General features: G+C 62.9%; 16 protein-coding genes. 7 read left to right on the top strand and 9 right to left on the bottom strand.

The annotated features are described in order from the left end of the window. Positions 1-3: 3 nt before the first annotated feature. From ACLF6L_RS04310 to acs, 4 genes are all read left to right on the top strand, one after another. Positions 4-258 (top strand): DUF4212 domain-containing protein, encoded by a 255-nt coding sequence (locus tag ACLF6L_RS04310; RefSeq protein WP_238617706.1) that lies wholly within the window; start codon positions 4-6, stop codon positions 256-258. Between the two features lie 21 nt (positions 259-279). After that, a complete protein-coding gene (locus ACLF6L_RS04305) occupies positions 280-2,046 on the top strand; it encodes a sodium:solute symporter family protein (RefSeq protein WP_238617597.1) in 1,767 nt (588 codons plus the stop codon). A gap of 197 nt (positions 2,047-2,243) precedes the next feature. Continuing rightward, positions 2,244-3,284, top strand: a complete 1,041-nt coding sequence (locus ACLF6L_RS04300; protein ID WP_238617598.1) for a DUF294 nucleotidyltransferase-like domain-containing protein — start codon at positions 2,244-2,246, stop codon at positions 3,282-3,284. A 215-nt stretch (positions 3,285-3,499) separates the two neighbouring features. After that, entirely contained in the window at positions 3,500-5,443 is a 1,944-nt protein-coding gene (acs, locus tag ACLF6L_RS04295; protein ID WP_238617599.1) for an acetate--CoA ligase, read from the top strand. A 63-nt stretch (positions 5,444-5,506) separates the two neighbouring features. On the opposite strand, the gene ACLF6L_RS04290 is transcribed toward acs, so the two are convergent. Continuing rightward, positions 5,507-6,100 (bottom strand): NUDIX domain-containing protein, encoded by a 594-nt coding sequence (locus tag ACLF6L_RS04290; protein WP_238617600.1) that lies wholly within the window; start codon positions 6,098-6,100, stop codon positions 5,507-5,509. 437 nt (positions 6,101-6,537) lie between these two features. Between ACLF6L_RS04290 and ACLF6L_RS04285 the strand changes: the two genes are divergently transcribed. Continuing rightward, positions 6,538-6,843 (top strand): hypothetical protein, encoded by a 306-nt coding sequence (locus tag ACLF6L_RS04285; protein ID WP_008930726.1) that lies wholly within the window; start codon positions 6,538-6,540, stop codon positions 6,841-6,843. An 11-nt stretch (positions 6,844-6,854) separates the two neighbouring features. Here the strand turns inward: ACLF6L_RS04285 and arfB are convergent, their stop codons facing one another. Next, positions 6,855-7,271 carry an alternative ribosome rescue aminoacyl-tRNA hydrolase ArfB gene (gene arfB / locus ACLF6L_RS04280; RefSeq protein ID WP_412852747.1) on the bottom strand — a complete coding sequence of 139 codons (417 nt, stop codon included), beginning with the start codon at positions 7,269-7,271 and terminating at the stop codon, positions 6,855-6,857. A 116-nt stretch (positions 7,272-7,387) separates the two neighbouring features. On the opposite strand from arfB, the gene ACLF6L_RS04275 reads away from it, so the two are divergent. Further along, positions 7,388-7,585 (top strand): YjfB family protein, encoded by a 198-nt coding sequence (locus ACLF6L_RS04275; protein ID WP_008930724.1) that lies wholly within the window; start codon positions 7,388-7,390, stop codon positions 7,583-7,585. Positions 7,586-7,652: 67 nt separating this feature from the next. Here the strand turns inward: ACLF6L_RS04275 and ACLF6L_RS04270 are convergent, their stop codons facing one another. The 6 genes from ACLF6L_RS04270 to ACLF6L_RS04245 form a co-directional block, all read right to left on the bottom strand. Next, positions 7,653-7,922 carry an Lrp/AsnC family transcriptional regulator gene (locus ACLF6L_RS04270; protein WP_238617601.1) on the bottom strand — a complete coding sequence of 90 codons (270 nt, stop codon included), beginning with the start codon at positions 7,920-7,922 and terminating at the stop codon, positions 7,653-7,655. A 101-nt stretch (positions 7,923-8,023) separates the two neighbouring features. Then, entirely contained in the window at positions 8,024-9,619 is a 1,596-nt protein-coding gene (locus tag ACLF6L_RS04265) for a peptide chain release factor 3 (protein WP_238617602.1), read from the bottom strand. Positions 9,620-9,696: 77 nt separating this feature from the next. Continuing rightward, entirely contained in the window at positions 9,697-10,098 is a 402-nt protein-coding gene (locus tag ACLF6L_RS04260) for a DUF3106 domain-containing protein (protein WP_238617603.1), read from the bottom strand. Between the two features lie 143 nt (positions 10,099-10,241). After that, positions 10,242-10,628, bottom strand: coding sequence for a hypothetical protein (locus tag ACLF6L_RS04255; RefSeq protein ID WP_238617604.1), 387 nt, complete (start codon positions 10,626-10,628; stop codon positions 10,242-10,244). Beyond that, positions 10,625-11,230, bottom strand: coding sequence for an RNA polymerase sigma factor (locus ACLF6L_RS04250; RefSeq protein WP_412852440.1), 606 nt, complete (start codon positions 11,228-11,230; stop codon positions 10,625-10,627). The genes ACLF6L_RS04255 and ACLF6L_RS04250 overlap by 4 nt, the downstream gene beginning before the upstream one ends. Before the next feature lie 43 nt (positions 11,231-11,273). After that, positions 11,274-11,939, bottom strand: coding sequence for a DUF3106 domain-containing protein (locus tag ACLF6L_RS04245; RefSeq protein ID WP_412852439.1), 666 nt, complete (start codon positions 11,937-11,939; stop codon positions 11,274-11,276). A gap of 274 nt (positions 11,940-12,213) precedes the next feature. Here ACLF6L_RS04245 and ACLF6L_RS04240 point away from each other — a divergent pair, with 274 nt between their 5' ends. Further along, entirely contained in the window at positions 12,214-15,258 is a 3,045-nt protein-coding gene (locus ACLF6L_RS04240; protein WP_412852438.1) for an ATP-binding protein, read from the top strand. Here ACLF6L_RS04240 and ACLF6L_RS04235 read toward each other — a convergent pair. After that, the gene (locus ACLF6L_RS04235) at positions 15,213-19,367 is read right to left on the bottom strand and encodes a chemotaxis protein CheB (RefSeq protein ID WP_412852437.1); all 4,155 of its coding nucleotides are present in this window, start codon (positions 19,365-19,367) and stop codon (positions 15,213-15,215) included. The genes ACLF6L_RS04240 and ACLF6L_RS04235 overlap by 46 nt on opposite strands. Positions 19,368-19,470: the final 103 nt, after the last annotated feature.

Raw genomic sequence — 19,470 nt, 5'->3', positions numbered from 1 at the left:
AGCCTGGAAGAGCAGAGAAGCGCCTACTGGAAGGCCAATCTGAGCATCCTCGGCTGGTGTCTGGGGGTGTGGTTCATCGCCGGCTACCTGCTGCCCATCTTCATGGTGGACGCGCTCAACACCATGTCCATCGGCGGTTACCCGCTGGGCTTCTGGATGGCGCAGCAAGGCTCCATCTACACCTTCCTGGTGCTGATCTTCTTCTATGCCTGGTGGATGAACCGCCTGGACAAGAAGTTTGACGTCCACGAAGAATGATAACGACTGGGGGATAATCCTATGGATCTTAAATTAATGATCTACCTGGTGGTCGGTGCCACCTTTGCGCTGTACATAGGCATCGCCATCTGGGCCCGGGCAGGCAGCACCGGGGAATTCTACGTGGCCGGCAAGGGCGTCAACCCGATCGCCAACGGCATGGCCACGGCGGCCGACTGGATGTCCGCGGCCTCGTTCATCTCCATGGCGGGTCTGATCGCCTTTTTGGGCTACAGCGGCTCGGTCTACCTGATGGGCTGGACCGGCGGCTACGTGCTGATGGCCCTGCTGCTGGCGCCATACCTGCGCAAGTTCGGCAAGTTCACGGTGCCTCAGTTCGTGGGGGATCGCTTCTACTCCAACGGCGCGCGCATCGTGGCGGTGATCTGCCTGCTCATCATCTCCATCACCTACGTGATCGGGCAGATGCGCGGCGTGGGTATCGCCTTCTCGCGCTTCCTGGAAGTGGACATCCTCTGGGGCCTGATCGCCGGCATGAGCATCGTGTTCGTGTACGCCGTGCTCGGCGGCATGAAGGGGATCACCTACACCCAGATCGCTCAGTACGTGGTACTGATCTTTGCCTATACCGTGCCCGCGGTGTTCATCTCCATCCAGCTCACGGGTCACTTCCTGCCCCAGACCGGCCTGGGCGCCACCCTCTCCGGTGACGACAGCCGTTACCTGCTCGACGCCCTGGACGGCATGATGGTGGATCTGGGCTTTGCCGAGTACACCACCAACGCCAGCTTCAGTACCCTCAACATGTTCCTGCTGACCATGGCGCTGATGATCGGTACCGCCGGCCTGCCCCACGTCATCATCCGTTTCTTCACCGTCCCCCGCGTGCGTGACGCCCGCAAGTCCGCCGGCTGGGCCCTGATCTTCATCGCCCTGCTCTACACCACCGCTCCGGCCGTGGGTGCCATGGCCATGTACAACCTGGTGAACACCCTCTACCCCGGCGGTGTGGGCAACGTCAGCGAAGCCATGGTCTACGACGAGCGTCCGGACTGGATGCGCACCTGGGAAAACACCGGCCTGCTGGTATTCGAAGACAAGAACGAAGACGGCCGCATCCAGTACTACAACCAGAACAACCCGCCGGCCTTCGTGGCCGAGAACGACCTGCAGGGCAATGAACTGGTGCGTCTGGACCGCGACATCATGGTGCTTGCCAACCCGGAAATCGCCAGCCTGCCCAACTGGGTGATCGCGCTGGTGGCAGCCGGTGGTATCGCGGCGGCTCTGTCCACCGCGGCGGGTCTGTTGCTGGCCATCTCCTCGGCCATCTCCCATGACCTGCTCAAGGGGGTGTTCATGCCCAAGATCTCGGAGAAGAACGAGCTCATGGCAGGACGCATCTCCATGGCGGCGGCCATCCTCCTGGCCGGTTATCTGGGGCTTAATCCACCAGGCTTTGCGGCCGAGGTGGTGGCACTGGCATTCGGCCTGGCGGCATCCTCCCTGTTCCCCGTGCTGATGCTGGGTATCTTCTACAAGCGGATGAACAAGGAAGGCGCCATCGCCGGCATGCTCACCGGTCTGTTCACCACCCTGATCTACATCTTCCTGTACAAGGGCTGGTTCTTCATTCCGGGCACGGCCATGCTGCCTGACAATGCCAGCGGCTGGATCATGGGCATCTCGCCCCAGGGCTTCGGTACCATCGGTGCCATTCTGAACGTCACCGTGGCACTGATCGTCTGCAAGCTGACGGCTCCGCCGCCGAAGGAAATCCAGGCCCTGGTGGAAAGCGTGCGCGTGCCGCGCGCCGACACCGCCTGATCTTCCACCCAACCGGGGGACCCGCACCGCGGGTCCCCTCCCCATGCACCGGATCAAGATGTCTGTGCCGGCGCCATCCCGAAAGGCGTGACGCCCACACAGACTGCTTGTTCAGAACCTGGCCGAGGCAATGGCCAGAATGACGTCGGATGGGCATGATATGGGGTTTCCCCGCATCAGCCCGGAAGACAAGACGGATGGATGTAAAGACGCTGATCAGCCAGGTGAAGGAGGCTGAGGCACGACACGACCTTGAGCAACTGGGGCGCCGACTCCCGGCACTGCAGATCCGGCTGATCCGCGACAGCGCGGACGCCAACGCACTGGGGCATGCCATCTCGGACCTGGCGGACGCCTTCACGGGGCGTTTCATCCAGCTGGCGGAGGCCTCCCTGGGTCCTCCCCCCATGCCCTATGCCTGGGTAGCCTGCGGATCACAGGGGCGGCGGGAGCAAACCGTGCATACGGATCAGGACAACGCCCTGATCCTGGCAAGGGCCGCGGATCGGGAGGCGTCAGGGTATTTCGGCGAACTGGCCGAACAGGTCGCGACGGGACTGGATGCCTGCGGGTTCGTTCTCTGTTCGGGAGAAGTGATGGCCCGCAACCCGGAATGGCGTCAACCGCTGGAACACTGGGAGCGCAACTTCAGGGGATGGATCGAACAACCGGAACGAAAATCCGTGATGCTGGCGCAGAACTTCCTCGATCTTCGCTGTATTCACGGAAAAATCGATCTTCTGGAGCAATTGCGCCGTCGTATCCTGACCATGATCCGGCACAACGCGGGATTCATGGCGGCGCTGGCCATGGAAGCCCTGCATGACCGACCACCGCAGTGGTTGCCCGGCGGCCGGCTGTCACGACTGATGCGGCAATCGCCGGTGCTGAACATCAAGCGGGCCGGCATCATGCCCATCGTCGGCCTGGCTCGTCTGCTGGCCCTGGCGGACGGTGTGATGGTGCTGGGAACACGCGAACGTATCCGTGCGGCGGTCGCCAGCGGTCGACTGAGTGAGTCCGGCGGACGGGATCTGACAGCCGCCTGGGATTGCATCACCTTGATGCGCGCCCGACACCAGGTGCATTGCCTGGAACAGGGCGGGAAGGCGGACAACCGGCTTGATGTCGGCAACCTGTCGCAGCCGGAGCGGCGACAGTTGCGGGAGGCATTCAAGGTGGTGCGACTCATCCAGAACACGACGGGGCGGCGCGTTGCCGGTTTTTTGCTCCAATAAGGTGCGGATTCGCACAGGAATGTGGCAGCAATAATAAGCCCGGGTTATTCTGGAATAAGTCCGGTCATTGCCGGCCATGACAGGAACCAGGCATCCAGGGCCAACGCACGGCGACAGGACACAGACAGCACAGTCCGTAGAGACCCGGGAACAGGATTTCTGCCGACCCCGATGGTGGTTGGCTACGTTTCAAATGTCTTTTTGAGGAGGAACCCATGTCGGAAGTGAAGATTCACGAAGTACCGAAAGACTTTGCCGCGAATGCCCATGTCAACCTGGAGCAGTACGAGTCCATGTACCGCCGGTCGGTACAGGACCCCGATGCCTTCTGGGCCGAACAGGCCAAGACCTACCTGGACTGGTTCCAGCCCTGGGATTCCGTGCTGGAAGGCAACTTCGAGGGCGAAGCCCGGGTCACCTGGTTCAAGGGCGGCAAGCTGAACGTGGCCCACAACTGCCTGGACCGCCACCTGGATACCCGGGGTGACCAGGCCGCCATCATCTGGGAAGGCGACGATCCTTCCGAAGACCGCACCATCACCTACCGTGAACTGCACGCCGAAGTCTGCAAGTTCGCCAACGTGCTCAAGGCCAAGGGCGTGAACAAGGGTGATCGGGTCTCCATCTACCTGCCCATGATCCCCGAAGCCGCCGTGGCCATGCTGGCCTGCGCCCGCATCGGTGCCGTGCACTCCATCGTCTTCGGCGGCTTCTCTCCGGATGCCCTGCGCGACCGGATCCAGGACGCCGAGGCCAAGGTGGTCATCACCTCCGACCAGAGCCTGCGCGGCGGTCGCAAGGTGCCCCTGAAGGCCAACGCGGACAAGGCCGTTGCCCAGTGCCCCAGCATCACCACCATGGTCGTGGTCAAGCGCGGCGGCGAACCGGTGGAATGGAAGGAAGGCCGTGACGTGTGGTACCACGAGGAAGTGGCCGCCGCCGCCGCCGACTGCCCCGCCGAGCCGATGGACGCCGAAGATCCGCTGTTCATCCTCTACACCTCCGGCTCCACCGGCAAGCCCAAGGGCGTCATGCACACCACCGGCGGCTATCTGCTGCAGGCAGCCATGACCCACAAGCTGGTGTTCGACTACAAGGACGGCGAAGTCTACTGGTGCACCGCCGACGTGGGCTGGGTCACCGGTCACAGCTACATCATCTACGGCCCGCTGGCCAACGGCGCCAAGAGCCTGATGTTCGAAGGCGTGCCCAACTATCCGGACAACGGCCGTTTTTGGCAGGTGTGCGACAAGCACAACGTCTCCACCTTCTACACCGCCCCCACCGCCATTCGCATGCTGATGGGTGCCGGTGACGAATTCGTCACCAAGCACAAGCGCTCCACCCTGCGCCTGCTGGGCACCGTGGGCGAGCCCATCAACCCGGAGGCCTGGGAGTGGTATCACCGGGTCGTGGGTGACGGCCGCTGCCCCATCGTCGATACCTGGTGGCAGACCGAGACCGGCGCCCACATGATCGTCAACCTGCCGGGTGCCGTGGACATGAAGCCCGGCTCCGCCACCAAGCCCTTCTTCGGCGTGGAGCCCCTGCTGGTGGACGACCAGGGCAACGAGATCACCGAGACCCCGGCGGAAGGCAACCTGTGCATCAGAAATCCCTGGCCGAGCATGATGCGCAGCCTGTGGGGTGATCACAAGCGTTTCGTCGAGACCTACTTCAAGATGTACCCGGGTCTGTACTTCACCGGTGACGGCGCCCGTCGTGACGAAGACGGTTACTACTGGATCACCGGTCGCGTGGACGATGTGCTCAACGTCTCCGGTCACCGCCTGGGCACCGCCGAGATCGAATCCGCCCTGGTGCTGCATCCCAAGGTGGCCGAGGCCGCGGTGGTGGGCTATCCCCACGACATCACCGGTCAGGGCATCTACGCCTACGTCACCCTGATGGCGGGCGAGGAAGGCGACAAGGCCCTGGCCGATGAACTGGTGAAGCTGGTGCGCACCGAGATCGGGCCGATTGCCAAGATCAACCTGATCCAGTTCGCTCCCAGCCTGCCCAAGACCCGTTCGGGCAAGATCATGCGCCGCATCCTGCGCAAGATCGCCGCCAACGAACTGGAGAACCTGGGTGATACCTCCACCCTGGCCGATCCGGAAGTGGTGAACGTCCTGATCGACAACCGCCTGAATAAGTAAGCCAGGTCGGGCACAACAAGGATGGTTGCGACGGGGGCACGGCATGCCGTGCCCCCGTTCAATTTATCCGCCCCAACGCTCCCTGAGGCCATCCCGATTCAAGCGCAGCCACTGCAGGGCGATGATGGTCATGGCCGTATCCACCTGCATCCGGTCCAGGCGGTCAAATGCCTCCTCCGCGGGCAGCACATGCACCCGGATCTCTTCTCCCTCGTCGGCCAGGCCATGGACGCCTCCGGCCTCTCCCAGATCCGCGCGCGCCACGAACAGGGAAATCCGTTCCGAGGAACTGCCGGGCGTGGAATAGTAGTCATGGATGTGCACCAGTTCATCCAGCCGGCAGTCCGCCTCTTCCAGCGCCTCCCGGCGTGCCACGGATTCCGCCCGCTCTCCCGCGTCCATGAGGCCGGCGATGATCTCCATCAGCCAGGGACCGTGGGGCGACTCGATGGCGCCCACCCGGAACTGCTCCACCAGCAGCACGACATCGCGTACCGGATCATAGGGCAGCACGCCGGCCGCATGACCACGGTCCAGGAGCTCCCGCTCAATGACCATGGGCTCTCCGCCTTCAAACCGGCCATGGGACAGACGCAACCGGCGCAGGTGGAAGAAACCCCGATACAGGTCTTCGAGCTTGAGTATTTCCCATTTCATGCAATGATCACCTGTAAACAACCCGCGACTGAAGTCGCAGGCTTTATCGTAGGACGAGACAATGCCTATCCCCGACATTAGGCCGGTTTACAGCAGCCCTTGGCGAGACGGCAGTCTCGCCAATCCGCCGATATTAGCGCCTCGGTGGAGAACGGCTACAGATCCTGTACTCCCACCGCTTTGCGGTAACCTGGGATGCCGGCCACCGGGAACCCCGGTGCGCACCATTGGATTGGGAGCCATGCACAGCGACTTGAACGCAAGTGGCTTGATTTTACCACAGGGTGCGCTTCGCCCAACCGCAATTCCTCCCGCGATTGAAATCGCGGGTTTCCTTGCGGAGGTTCTATGAAAGGCAAGGATATCGGCACGCCCGTCACACCATGACGCCGGGCTACCCCTCGGGCAAGCCCCAGACATCGAGTATACTGAGAGCCATGAAAGACCTGCTCAAACTACTGGAATCCCTGATCGGCCGCGAGGCCACGGTGGACGGCATCCACTGCGAGGTGATAGAGATCCTGGAAGCCGGCCCCCGGGTGGTGGTGGGCCAGATGGATGGCGAACATGTGATCCAGCCGGACCAGCATGGGGAACCCCACCGGCGGGTACTGCAGACCTTCACCCTGCCGGTACTCAATGACGAGGCCACCGACATTCACCCCGTGATCATGACCATGGCGGGCGAACCCCTGTCGAGCCGGATCCGCGAGGCCCTGCTGGAACAGCATCGGCTACCCTGATCCATCAACCGCTACGGCTCCACCCTGCCCCGCAGGGCCTTGACCCTGCCCCGCTGAATCTTGCTCTCCAGACGCCGTTTTCGGGAAGCCAGGGTGGGACGGGTGGCCTTGCGCACCTTGACCGGCTTCATGGCCTCCAGGATCAGATCCTTCAGGCGGGCGAGCGCGTCCTCCCGGTTCTGTTCCAGGGTGCGAAAGCGTTGCGCCTTGATGATCACCACGCCCTCCTTGCTGATCCGCTGATCGGCCCGTTGCAGCAGTCGTTCCTTGTACACCCTCGGCAGGCTGGACCTGGGAATGTCAAAGCGAAGGTGTACCGCGGAAGACACCTTGTTCACGTTCTGCCCACCCGCCCCCTGGGCCCGGATCTGGGTCAGTTCGATTTCCCAGTCAGCCAGTGTCACGCTATTGGAAATGATCAGCACGATGCCTTCCCGGGTCTTTTCCGATCGAGCCCTCAAGTCTGCGGCAAATCCGCCGATAGACTGATTGAGGGGCCTTGCAGGCGCCTCGGACACTCACGCAAAACCCAAAGGTTTTCATTATGGACGTCAACGCAATCGCCGCCCTGGCTACCCAGATGTCCCAGCAACAACTCGCGCAGGATGTCGGTACGGCGGTACTCAAGAAGGCCATCGACACCCAGGCCCAGGGTGCCCTGGCCCTGGTGGAGGCCCTGCCGGATGTGAGCAGTGCCGCACTCCCCCCCAACGTGGGCACCATCATCAATACCACGGCCTAAGCCGCATGTCAGGCCCCGCGGAGATCCGTCATGGGTCCCCGCGGGGTTAGCCACACACGCTTTCCCCCTATACCGAGAACATCGCCTCCAGGTCATGCCTGGAGTAGGCCTTGAAGGCCAGCAGGGTATTGGTCTTCTCCAGTCCCTCGATGGTCAGCAGATGGTGGGTCACCAGCTCGGCCAGATCATCGTTGCGCGGGACGCGGACGATGGCGATGAGGTCGTAATTGCCGCTCACCGAGAACACCTCGGATATCTCCTTCATGTCCGCCAGACGATCCGCGATCGCGTTGATCCGGCTGCGTTCCACATTCATGAGGATGATGGCTGTGACCATGCTGACTGGCTCCTGCTGGGTTGTTTGGTGATCCAGGGCAGGCTAACCCGAACCGCCCCGCGGGTCCATGCCCCCGTGACGGCCCGAGGATGATCCCTCGCCTACTGACTGATCCCATGCTCCCGGGTGGCGCTGAAGGTGATCTCCGGCCACTTCTCCATGGCCATCTGCAGATTCACCCGGGTGGGCGCGATGTACACCAGATCACCGCCATGGTCGATGGCCAGGTTGGCGGCGGCCTTGTCCTTGAACTGCTCCAGCTTGCGCTCATCCTCGCAGGTGACCCAGCGGGCGGTCTGCACCGAAACCGTCTCGAAGGCGGCGTCCACGTTGTATTCGGATTTCAGGCGATGGGCCACCACGTCGAACTGCAGCACACCCACCGCGCCGAGGATCAGGTCATTGTTGGTCAGCGGCCGGAACAACTGGGTTGCCCCCTCCTCGCAGAGCTGCTGCAGCCCTTTCTGCAGCTGCTTCATCTTCAGGGGGTCGCGCAACTGGGCGCGCCGGAACAATTCCGGGGCGAAGTTGGGAATCCCGGTGAAGGCCAGGGCCTCGCCCTGGGTGAAGGTATCACCGATACGGATGGTGCCGTGGTTGTGCAGGCCGATGATGTCCCCGGGATAGGCTTCTTCCAGGTGTTCCCGGTCCGAGGCCAGGAAGGTCAGGGCATCGGAGATGCGTACATCCCGCTTGATGCGCACATGGTTGAGCTTCATGCCCTTGGTGAAGGTGCCCGAGCAGATGCGCAAAAAGGCAATCCGGTCCCGGTGCTGGGGGTCCATGTTCGCCTGGATCTTGAACACGAAACCGGAAAAGGTTTCCTCGTCCGGGGACACCTTACGGGTCTCGGTGGGGCGAGGCTGGGGCGCGGGGGCGTGCTCGACAAAGTCATCCAGCAACTCCTGGATGCCGAAGTTGTTGATGGCCGAACCGAAGAATACCGGCGTCTGCCGTCCGGCCAGGTACTCGTCCTTGTCGAACTCGTGGGACGCCCCCATGACCAGTTCCAGTTCCTCGCGCAGTTCCGCCGCCTGGCTGCCCAGCACCTCGTCCAGACGGGGATTGTCCAGACCCTGGATGATCTCGCCCTGCTGGATCTTGCCGCCGTGGGTGGGCGAGAACAGGTGCACCGCATCCCGCTTGAGATGGTAGACACCCTTGAAGCGCTTGCCCATGCCGATGGGCCAGGTCACCGGGGCACACTGGATCTTGAGCACATCCTCCACTTCATCCAGCAGTTCGATGGGCTCGCGGCCTTCCCGGTCCAGCTTGTTGATGAAGGTCATGATGGGGGTATCACGCAGGCGACACACCTCCATCAGCTTGATGGTGCGTTCCTCCACCCCCTTGGCCACGTCGATGACCATCAGGGCCGAGTCCACCGCGGTGAGGGTGCGATAGGTGTCCTCGGAGAAGTCCTGGTGACCGGGGGTATCCAGCAGGTTGACGATGCGGTCCTTGTAGGGGAACTGCATCACCGAGGACGTCACGGAAATGCCGCGCTGCTTTTCCAGCTCCATCCAGTCCGAGGTGGCGTGCCGGGCCGCCTTGCGGCCCTTGACGGTCCCCGCCAACTGGATGGCACCCCCAAACAGCAGCAGCTTTTCGGTCACCGTGGTCTTGCCGGCATCCGGGTGCGAAATGATGGCAAAGGTACGGCGGCGGGCGGTTTCAGTCGCGTATCTGGAGGGCATGGGCGGCACGGCCTGTGGGTAAAACCGTGCATTTTACGACAGATGGGAGGATGGCCCAAGGATTGCGGGCCCCGGCATCACCGCCCGGGAGACCCGCTTCGCTCCCGGATGGCCTGACGCTCCTCCGGACTCATCTGCAACCAGCGCTCCCGCAAACGCTCCCGCTCATCCGGCGGCAGGCGCTGGAAGTGCTCCAGACGCTCCCGGTGCAATCGACGTTCATGCTCGGGCATGGCCTCCATCCGACGACGTTGATCATGCAACTGCCGACGCTCCTCGGGCGAAAGCGACTCAAGGCGCCGCAGATCGCCACTGAAACGGGCCCGCTGCTCGGGCGTCATATCCTGCCAGCGATCGGCCACGCGCAGCAAATGCAGGCGCCGGTGCGGGGGCAGATCATCCCAGCGCTCCGCCAACGGCGCCAGTATGGCGCGTTCGGCACGGGTCAGTTCCGCCCAGTCCGGAGCGGGTTTGTCCATCGGCATCATCATCCGTTCGCCTCGCCCACGGTCACCGGGGCCCCGATCAGGGAAAGGACCCTGGCCAGGTTCGGGCGGCACACCGAAGGCCACTCCCGGCAGACATAACAAAAACATAACCAGCAATCCAGGCAGATACCGACTCATCCCGATTCCTCCATCACCCATTGCAGAAATGCCGGATCATTCATCAGGAAGGAGTCATCCATGTCCAGCACCCACTCGATGTCATCCATTTCAGCCAGGACCACCGGCAAGGGTGGATGCCCCATGGTGTCCAGATTGAGCACAAGCACCACCGCCAGCATCACCGAGGCCGCAGCGGCAAGGCCGCCCAGAGGCATCCATCCGTGCCTTTTACTGGCATCCGCCACCGACCTGGGCCCGGCCCCGGCATCCGCCCTTGCAAAGGCTTCACGGCGGGCCCGCTGCAGACGCATTTCCTCCTGCAAGGACAGGCCAGCCTGCCGATCAAGGGTCTGCCGGACCCGGCAGAGCCAGGGCTCCATCTCGCGATCTTCGGGACTCATCGGTAGGCCTCCAGGTGCTGTCGAAGGGTTTGCAGGGCGCGGTGCAGATGGGTCTTCACACTGCCCTCGCTGACGCCCAGTGCCGCCGCCGTGGCGGCGGTATCCAGCCCCTCCCAGTGACGCAACAAAAAGGCCTGCTGCTGTCGAAGGGGCAGTTGTCTCAGAGCCGACTCCAGATCCACGGAAAAACGGCCATCCTCCAGGGACTGGTCCGGGCCGGGGGTGAAGGTGTCCGGCAGCGTCAGCATGGGATCTTCCTGGGCGTCATCCCCCAGCCCCAGCACAGCCATCACCCGCTGCCGCACCCGGCGACGCCGGTAAACATCCCGGATGCGGGTCTGCAGGATGCGCCAGAAAAGGGGTTCCCATGCCTCCGCCGACCGGTCGCCGTAACGGGAAATCAGCGCGGTCATGGCATCCTGAACCACATCCAGCGCCGCCTCCCGATCCCCCAGGGCCAGGGCTGCCATCCGTACCCCGCGACCCTGAACCTGTTCCAGGAACCGTTCCAGGGTCGCGGGTGATGCCGCCTCGGCGGGCGTGTCGCCATGCACGTCGGCATCATCCACATACACCTCCGTTCGCAGGGCAAGACCTTGCATCACTGTGACTCCGGCTCGGCATCATGGATCCTTGTCATCGTTTTCAGCCTCGCTGCTGTTCAAACCAGGCGCGACGCTCATCGGGTGTCATGTCCCGCAGTCTTTCCCGAAGTTCGAGGCGTTCCTGCGGGTCCAGGCTGCGCATCTGTTCACGCATGCTTCGCATATTCTCCCGCATGGACTGACGTTCTTCAGGACTCATGGCCTCCCATGCCTGACGCCGTTCCTGAATCTGTTCCTGCATCGCGGCCCGTTTTTCCTCATCCATGCCCCTTGGACCGAATCGCTCGGCACGCTCTGCCCTGAAGGCCTCCCGTTCTTCAGCCGACATGGCCTCCCATGCCGCGCGCTGTTCTTCGCGCCATGCAAGGAATGCCTGGCGATCTTCCGGTGACATGCGGGGATGCTTTGCCTCGCCCCACATCGGATCACCCCGGCGATCCTGTCTCCAGGAACGCTCCATGGGCCTGTCTTCCGCCAACGGACACTGTGCACGACGCTCGCCACGGGTGGTCCGCATGGCCTCGCGGCAGGCCGCCCAGGCGTCATCGGTCAGATCCCGGCACACCTGCCGGGGTGTATCACGATCCATCGCACCAAGACCACCGGGAGCGGCCATGGCGCCCATGGACAGGGAAAGTGCAACCGCGCCCACCAGTATGGCAGCGCCCGTGACACGGCGGGAAAAAGGCAGTTGGAATGATTTCATGATGGATCTCCTGGTTGAGCCGGCCTCATCATCCGGCCTTCAACCCGCAATACGCATGAGCATGACATCGGTTGACTGGACCGATGCGCATGCCGGGACAATTCCATCGTCACGGCACGGCCTGTGTTGATAGAATCCAATCTCGTTTCCCGCTGGTTTCACCCCTGAAGAAGGCGCCATGCCTGAAGACAACTCCCCTCAATCAGATGCAGATGCACGCACGCACGCGACCAGGGCCATCAGGGAAGGAGACGTCGATCAGTTACGCAGGCTCATGGAGGCAGGCCATCTTGATCTGACCGAACTGCTGGAAACCCTGCGGATCTATCAGAGCGAGCTGGAACTGCAGAACCGGGAACTCAGGGATTACCAGGCCCTGAACCAGCGTCTGCTGGACAATTACGCCGCGTTCCTGGGCGGACTGCCCATCGCCGCCCTGGTGGTGGATCGGTATGGCCTCATCCTCCAGGCGAACCGTGAAGCCGAAGCACGGTTCGGTTTCAGGCTACAGTCAAGCCGACACATGCTGCTGCGACGCCTGGTCCACCCCCAGGATGAGCCAAAACTCAACCTCGCCCTGCTGCAGGCGGAGGCCAAGGGGCAGGCCAGCCTGTATCAGATCACGCTACTGTCGGGAGGCGAGCGAACCGAATCTTTCCCCGCGGAACTGCACATCGCCCGCCTGCCGGGACGGGAGGAACGTCCTTGCGAATTTTCCTGTGCCGTGGTGGACCTCACCGAGCAGATGCGCCATGAGGAGGCGCTACGCATCGCCCATGTCCAACTGCGTGAACAGGAAACCTGCTACCGCATTGCCGCCGACCATTCCCCGGACTGGGATTACTGGTACCACCCGGAAGGCCGGTATGTCTATGTCTCCCCTGGATGTCAGGATATCAGCGGATTTCCACCCCAGGCCTTCAAGGATGACCCGCAGCTGATGGAACGCCTGCTCATCCCCGAGCATGTCGAACGCTGGCAACGGCACCTGCAGGAAGTCCATGAAGGCTGCGAAAGCTCCCATGTATCCATGGAGTTCAGCATCCGCCGTGCCGATGGAGAACTGCGACATATCGAGCATCAGTGTCAGGGCATCGTGGACAAGGACGGCACCTATCTGGGCCGGCGCGGGGTCAACCGCGACATCACCGCCCGCAAGAAGGCCGAGGCCCAGGTCACCCAGCTGACTCGGCTCTACAGCACCCGCGCAGCCGTCAATCAAGCCATCACCCGACTGGAAGACGAAATCCGTCTGCTCAAGACCACCGCCCGCATCGCCGTGGAACAGGGCGGCTTCAGTGCCTGCGTCTTCACCGCTCGCGCACGACCGGGGCAAACACCCAGGATCTGGGCCTCCCACGGCCTGACGGCGACGCAGCTGGCGGACATTCCCCTGGAAACCCTATGGGAGTCGATCCGAAAGCAACCCTGGCATTTCATCAACGAACAGCCCCTGATCTGCAGCGATTGTAAGGAACATGCTCCCCATGTTCCCGACCGCTGGCGGTCGTGGGCGATTGAGCGGCGGATTCACAGCTGCGGGCACTTTCCCGTCTTTGTCGGTGACGAGTTGCTCGCCGTGGCCAGTTTCCTCGCCGGTGAACCCGAACATTTCACCCCCCAGATCACCGACCTGCTCAAGGGCGTGGTGGAAGATCTGTCCCATGCCCTGCGGCAAATGGCCCGGGAGCGGCAACGCAAGGCCAAGGAGGCGGAATTCCAGAAGCAGGAGAGCGAGGCCCGGGCCTTTGCCCAGGGTATCATCGACTCACTCAGCGCCAATATCTGCGTACTGGACATGTCGGGAACCATCGTCGCGGTCAATCGTTCCTGGCGTGAATACGGGCGCAAGGGGCAGGCACCGGAAGACCGGATCTCCCAGGGCATCAACTATCTTGACGTGTGTGACCGGGCCGCCGCCCGGGGCATTGCGGATGCGGCCCGTATCGCGGCGGGCATCCGCGGCGTCATCGCCGGGGATCTTGAGGTCTACGAAGATGAGTATCGCATTGATCCGCAGACTCACAGGATTCGGGTGACGCCCCTGAAAGCCGTCGCGGAGCAACAACGACATCACCTGGTGATCAGCCATTTGGACATCACCGACATCAAGCGCAACGAGACCGCCCTGGTGGAAGCCAAGGAGGAAGCCGAACGGGCCAGTCGGGCCAAGTCCGAATTCCTGTCCAGCATGAGTCACGAGCTGCGCACGCCCATGAATGCGGTGCTGGGATTTGCCCAACTCCTGGAAATCGATCCCGGACTCAATCCCGAGCAGCAGGAACACGTGCAGGAAATACTTCGGGGCGGACGGCACCTACTGCAACTGATCAACCAGGTACTGGATCTGGCCACCGTGGAGGCCGGCCGGGTCGAACTGTCACTGGAAAATGTCCCCCTGCGGGAACTGGTGGACGAATGCATCATGCTGGTACGTCCCCTGGCCCAGGAACACCAGATCCGCATCCAGAGTCGCTGCCCATCCCGTTGCGTTGCCTTCGCCGACCGGATGCGTTTCAAGCAGATCCTGATCAACCTGCTCTCCAACGGCATCAAGTACAACCGTCATGCCGGACTACTGGAAATTTGCGGCGAGGAGCACCCACGGGACGGCACCATCACCGTCAGTGTCACGGATACCGGTCGCGGCATCCCGCCGGATCGCCTGGCGGAATTGTTCGAACCCTTCAACCGGCTGGACGCGGATGTGCTGGAAACCGAAGGGACGGGCATCGGACTGGCCATTTCCCGACGCCTGGCCGAAGTGATGGGGGGCGATATCGAGGTGGACAGCCTGCCGGACAAGGGCAGTACTTTTCGGGTGCGCCTGCCACGGGGAGAATGGAACGATGACAGCGATGGATCATCACCGGACACCCGGCCGCACCCGGTCCCGGATCGAGAGCATGCACCGCGCACCATTCTGCATATCGACGACAATCCGGCCAATATCAGGCTGGTCGCACAGATCCTGCGTCGTCATGGCCATCTGCGGCTGCTCAACTCGCCCAACCCCAGATTCGGCCTGGAACTGGCCGGTGCTCACCAGCCGGACCTGATCCTGCTGGACATCAACATGCCTGACCTGGACGGCTATCAAGTCCTCAAAAGACTGCGGGCCGCCCCGGCCACGGCCGACATCCCGGTCATCGCACTGACCGCCTTCGCCACCCGCAGGGACATGGAACGGGGGCATTCGGAAGGCTTCGATGCCTATCTCACCAAACCGCTGGACGTACCCCGATTCCTGCAAATCCTGGAAAAGCTGCTGGCTCAGTCACCGGACGAGGCCTCCGGACCCGCGGCGCCCCGACACTGACCGAAGGCCGACAGCACCTCATCCAGGTCCTCCAACCGAAAAGGCTTTTCGATGTAGGTGCAAAACCCCCGCTCCAGGGCCTCGGTGACCCGCAGTTCCCCGGCATCGGCACTGACGGCCACCACGGGAATGCCCGCCGTGGCCCTGTCCGCCCGCAATTGTCGCAATACCTCAAAGCCATGGATGTCGGGTAGCCCCAGATCCAGCAGGATCAAGCCCGGCAGTTCGGCGCGCGCCAGCGCCAGACCGGACTGCCCATCCCCGGCCTCCAGCAGCCGCACCCCGGGGCGGTGGGCCAACATGCGCCGAACCAGGCGCATATTGGCCCGATTGTCCTCCACGTAGAGTACTTTGAGTGCCCGCATACAGCCGGCGGCAACCGGTTTTTCCCGCAGACCTGTCTGCCTCTCATCCGTCGCGGCTTCGGAAGCGGCTTCCTCCGACTCGGAACCGGTGGTCACCCACTGCAGATCCAGGGTGAAGACGCTGCCTTGGTCCGGCACGCTCTCCACACGGATGTCCCCCCCCATCATCTGCATCAGCCGCTGGGACAGGGACAGCCCGATACCGATACCGTCCTCGGAGCAGATCTCACGGCTCATGCGCACGAACGGCCGGAACAGGTTGGCGATCTGTTCCGGGGTCATGCCGAGGCCATCGTCCTCGACCCTGATCCATACACGATCCCCGTGCCGGGTGGCGGACACCTTCACCGTGCCGTTCGGGTGGTTGTACTTGATGGCATTGGACAGCAGATTGATCAGTACCTGACGCAACCGGGTCGGGTCGGCGCGCACCAGCAACGCCTCACCCGGAACGACCGTCACCGTGATTTCCTTGGCCTGCGCGGCCTGCCGCAGGGTTGCCACGCACTCCTGAACGATGGCATCCACGCTGAAGGAATCCGCCTGCACATGCAGGCGCCCACTTTCCAGCATGGAGAGGTCAAGAATGTCGTTGATCAGGGCCAGCAGATGCCAGCCCGCCCGGAGGATCTCGCGGATCGGCTCGCTCAGGGCGGGCTCTTCGGCATACTCATGTTCCAGGATCTGGCTGAACCCCAGAATGGCATTGAGCGGGGTTCGCAACTCATGACTCATGTGGGACAAGAATTCATTCTTGGCCCGGTTGGCCCGCTCCGCCTCGTCCCGCGCCCTGGCAAGACGGTATTCATCCCGCTTGCGCTGGGTGATATCCAGTGCCTGCATGCAGGCCGCATAGGCCAGTCCCTTTTCATCCCGCAGGGCAAAATGCTGCGCCAGCAGGATCACCTCCCCCGTCTCCAGATGCAGATGGTGCTCCCGTTCCAGCACATCATCCCGGCACATGGCCTCATGATCCGCTTGCCGGAACAATCGGGCCACCGCCTCGGGCAGGCATTGTTCGTCCACGTGTCCGACCACCTGCTCCAGCGCCACGTCCAGACCGGCCAGAAAGCAATGGTTGACCATCTGATAGGAACCGGCTCGATCCTTGACGTAGGCCCACAGGGGGGATTTGTCCATGATCTGCCGTAACCGGGACTCGCTCTCCCGCAGGGCCCGATGGGCGCTGAGCATGTCGGCGTTATCCCAAAAGGTCACCACGGCACCGCTGTGCCGGCCGCTCCTGTCCGTGAAGGGCTGAACCCGTACCAGATGCTCCGAAGGCAGACTGATCTGGGCCTGTGCCGGTGCCCCGGTTTCCATAACCTGCTGTACCAGGGTCACCAGTTCCGGCAGGCGCCGAAGGCGTTCCACCGCCGTGAAGGGGCGGGTCAGATCCGCCTCCGTCACGCCAAAGAGTTCCGTGGCCCTGGGATTCACCAGGGCAAGGCAGAGATTGCGATCCACCACCAGCAGAGCGTAGGGCAGGCTGTCCTTGACGTTGCGCAGGGTGGTGTTCAGGGCAGCCAGTTCCTCGGTCTTACCCTGCAATTCCTGGTTAACCGTGAACAGCTCCTCATTGGTGGCCTGCAACTCTTCGTTGGAGGTTTCCAGCTCCTCGTTGGCCGACTGCAATTCCTCGTTGGTGGACTGCAGCTCCTCATTGGCCGACTGCAGCTCCTCGTTGGTGGTTTCCAGTTCCTCCACCACGGTCTGCAGATGTTCGCGGGTGGCCGTGAGTTCGTGTTCCAGGGCATTCACCGCATCGGCTTCCGGTGGGCCGACCGGCATCATCTCCTCGGATCCTGTCTGCCCATCCCTGCCGATGCGCTCGAACATCACCAGGTAGAGGTCTTCATCATCGTCGGCCAACAGGGGGCGCACCACCAGCCGCAAGGGCTCGGACTCGTTGTCCCCCGGCAAACGCATCCGATGCCCGGGAGCCACGACACCGGTACGCTTGGCCCGGGACACCAGGGCACGCAGATCCAGCGCCAGGGGCCGGGGCAACAGTTCCTGGGCGTTGAGACTGGTCTGGCCGGCGCCATGACTCAGAAAGTCGCCCGCGTTGCCGAAGACCCGCCGGATATCGAGTTGCACATCCACCAACAGGCCCGGCGGCACATAGGCTTCCAGCAGTGCGTCCAGAATGCGCTGGATCTCGCGGCCGGAGCCGGCTCCGCGGCCACGGCCCGACGGGACGGCGCCATCGCCGAGGCCGCTGCGCCCGGTGGCGATATAACGGGACGTCCCGGGCTCACGCTGATACAGACGCGCCGGCTTGGATACCGGACTGAAGAGATGTGAACGACCGCCAGGGGTCTCGGAACGCCCCAGGAACAGCAAACCGCCCACTTTCAGGGCATAGTGAAAACTTTCGAAGACCCGATCCTGCATGGGGGTCTTGAGATAGATGAGCAGATTACGGCAACTGATCAGGTCCAGGTGCAGAAAGGGCGGATCCTTCATCAAGTCGTGACGGGCGAACACGATGGAGTCCCGCAACACCTGACTGACGCGAAACTGTTCCCGACTGCGGGTGAAATAGCGCTGCAGCCAGACCGGCTCCAGCACCTCCAGGGCACCGGCGGAGTAAAGCCCCCGGCGCGCCTGGGCCAGGGCATCCAGGTCCACGTCGGTGGCATAGATCTGCAGTTTGAGATCACGGCCGCTGTTGCGCAGGGCCTCGTGCATCAGGATGCCGATGGAATAGGCCTCCTCGCCGGTGGCGCAGCCCGGGATCCAGACCCGCAGGGCCTCTCCGGCATTTTTCTTCTTCACCAGTGCATCGATGGCCCGCTGCAAGCCCTTGAATGCCGATTCATCCCGGAAAAAGCTGGTGACCAGGATATGCAACTCCCGCACCAGAGCCTCGGGCTCATCCGCATGATCATGCAGGTACTCAAGATACTGGAACAGAGAGTCTGACCCGGTACCGGCCAGGCGACGCTGCAGACGACGCAGCATGGTGGCTTCCTTGTACTGGCCGATATCCACGCCGGTACGACTCCTGACCAGTCGCAGGATACGCTCCAGTTCGCCGGGATCCCCCAGATCCTCGGGACGGGGAGCGTGTCCCGCGGGAAGCTGGTATGCCGTCCGTGACAGGGCATCGGCGATCTCTTCCGGTGTCAGGACGGCATCCGCCATCCCGGTGGCTATCGCCGCCTGGGGCATCCCGGGATATTTGGCGGTCTGTTCGTCCTGCACGAACACCCTGCCGCCGGCCTGCTTGATGGCGGTGACGCCATCGGCCCCATCGGAACCGGTGCCGGACAGGATGACCCCCACGGCATGATCGCCCAGTTCGATGGCCAGGGAGCGGAACAGCAGATCCACGGAAGGCTTCGGGATGCCGCGGGTACTGGTTTCACGCAACCGCAATCGACCATCCTGAAACAATACATTGGAAGCCGCCGGGGTGATGTACAGAGTATCGGGACGAGGCACCGTGCCATCAGACAGGGACAGCACCGTGAGGCGGGTCTCCCGGCCCAGTATCTCCGTCAGCATGCTCTGATAATCCGGCGACAGATGCTGGGCCACCACGTAGGACAGCCCGGAATGCTCGGGCAAGGTCCGCACCAGACGGCTGAGCGCCTCGATCCCGCCGGCCGAGGCACCGATTCCCACCAGGGTCAGCACGGACGGGGCATCATCGCCCTTCCCTCCGGAGGGATCGGACGCTGTTTCCACGGCCGGCCCGGTCACATCCGCGGGGGCGGACTCGGGCAGCGCCGACATCACTGGATGATCATCACTTTCCATGGAAGTGGAGAAACCCTTTCAACAGTGAACGCTGATGCTATAGGGTTGGACCCGGGTTTCCAAGCCGCCTGCACGGGCA

The organism is Ectothiorhodospira shaposhnikovii, from assembly GCF_047222355.1.
Lineage (GTDB): Bacteria > Pseudomonadota > Gammaproteobacteria > Ectothiorhodospirales > Ectothiorhodospiraceae > Ectothiorhodospira.
This window is presented reverse-complemented; position numbering and strand designations above follow the sequence as displayed.

What these genes read in the sequence shown, in the direction of transcription:
- ACLF6L_RS04265 (WP_238617602.1), bottom strand. Translation starts at nt 9,619, where the DNA reads ATGCCCTCCAGATACGCGACTGAAACCGCCCGCCGCCGTACCTTTGCC.
- ACLF6L_RS04305 (WP_238617597.1), top strand. Translation starts at nt 280, where the DNA reads ATGGATCTTAAATTAATGATCTACCTGGTGGTCGGTGCCACCTTTGCG.
- ACLF6L_RS04255 (WP_238617604.1), bottom strand. Translation starts at nt 10,628, where the DNA reads ATGAGTCCCGAAGATCGCGAGATGGAGCCCTGGCTCTGCCGGGTCCGG.
- ACLF6L_RS04245 (WP_412852439.1), bottom strand. Translation starts at nt 11,939, where the DNA reads ATGAAATCATTCCAACTGCCTTTTTCCCGCCGTGTCACGGGCGCTGCC.
- ACLF6L_RS04285 (WP_008930726.1), top strand. Translation starts at nt 6,538, where the DNA reads ATGAAAGACCTGCTCAAACTACTGGAATCCCTGATCGGCCGCGAGGCC.
- ACLF6L_RS04300 (WP_238617598.1), top strand. Translation starts at nt 2,244, where the DNA reads ATGGATGTAAAGACGCTGATCAGCCAGGTGAAGGAGGCTGAGGCACGA.
- ACLF6L_RS04235 (WP_412852437.1), bottom strand. Translation starts at nt 19,367, where the DNA reads ATGTCGGCGCTGCCCGAGTCCGCCCCCGCGGATGTGACCGGGCCGGCC.
- ACLF6L_RS04270 (WP_238617601.1), bottom strand. Translation starts at nt 7,922, where the DNA reads ATGGTCACAGCCATCATCCTCATGAATGTGGAACGCAGCCGGATCAAC.
- ACLF6L_RS04290 (WP_238617600.1), bottom strand. Translation starts at nt 6,100, where the DNA reads ATGAAATGGGAAATACTCAAGCTCGAAGACCTGTATCGGGGTTTCTTC.
- ACLF6L_RS04240 (WP_412852438.1), top strand. Translation starts at nt 12,214, where the DNA reads ATGGAGGCAGGCCATCTTGATCTGACCGAACTGCTGGAAACCCTGCGG.
- acs (WP_238617599.1), top strand. Translation starts at nt 3,500, where the DNA reads ATGTCGGAAGTGAAGATTCACGAAGTACCGAAAGACTTTGCCGCGAAT.
- ACLF6L_RS04275 (WP_008930724.1), top strand. Translation starts at nt 7,388, where the DNA reads ATGGACGTCAACGCAATCGCCGCCCTGGCTACCCAGATGTCCCAGCAA.
- ACLF6L_RS04260 (WP_238617603.1), bottom strand. Translation starts at nt 10,098, where the DNA reads ATGGACAAACCCGCTCCGGACTGGGCGGAACTGACCCGTGCCGAACGC.
- ACLF6L_RS04250 (WP_412852440.1), bottom strand. Translation starts at nt 11,230, where the DNA reads ATGCAAGGTCTTGCCCTGCGAACGGAGGTGTATGTGGATGATGCCGAC.